Consider the following 781-nt stretch of genomic DNA (forward strand, 5'->3'; position numbering starts at 1 on the left):
AGGCAGCCTGTCAAGGTATTCGAAGAGTACCGTCAGGCGGCATAGGCGAGTGTCGCACTTCGAAGTTGAATTCGCGTCTGACGATAGTATTGATGCCAGATTCACATTCATACTTGACTCTAACAAAAGAATACCATTTAGTGATTTTTTAGAAAATATTCGTCTTTATGAACTGATTAGCACCGCAAGCGCTAAAAAATGCGTTCAATTAGATATCTCAGCTGTTGGAATGCAACCGATACAGCTAGTTGTAAACGATTCTAACTTACGATCCAATAACCGATTTATTAAATCAGTAGCAACCATCAAAGAGATGGTAGACTTTTTTGATATAGGCAATCAACTTTATATGTCTGAAGCAGACATATTGAGTTGCGTACATCAAGCAGAGCAGATACTCAGCCTAGTTAATGCGTCAGCCAAAACAGTAACTGCCGAACTCTCCTTTGATGAAAACTCACCTCCTCTTGACGGTCCCGTCGCGTGTATATTGTATATCAGTATAGATATTGGTAACCATAGGTGTGGTTTTTTCTTGTCTGTGTTAGGTAATGCAATTGAGACCTCTTCATTAGAATATAATCTAAACTCAAACAAAATCATTTTTTCTGAGAAGATAGTAGAAGTGATAGATGATTTCCCAGATGAATGTGAAATTATGGACTTGTTTAATGAGGTTGAATCCCAATACAGCAATAAGTATATCGGGAATTCAGATAATAAGTGCGACACTCATGGATGAATGGCGAGAGGTGGCCAACTGCTGATTGGTGGTACCCTT

Annotated in this window: 1 protein-coding gene; it reads left to right on the top strand. The window is 38.9% G+C overall.

What is annotated here, in order from left to right; translation table 11 throughout:
* Positions 1-742 (top strand): hypothetical protein (locus tag PG897_RS22525; RefSeq protein ID WP_270829449.1); only part of this gene is annotated, 742 nt, incomplete at its 5' end.
* Positions 743-781 lie beyond the last annotated feature (39 nt).

This window comes from Aeromonas sp. QDB20, assembly GCF_027707805.1.
Taxonomy (GTDB): domain Bacteria; phylum Pseudomonadota; class Gammaproteobacteria; order Enterobacterales; family Aeromonadaceae; genus Aeromonas; species Aeromonas dhakensis.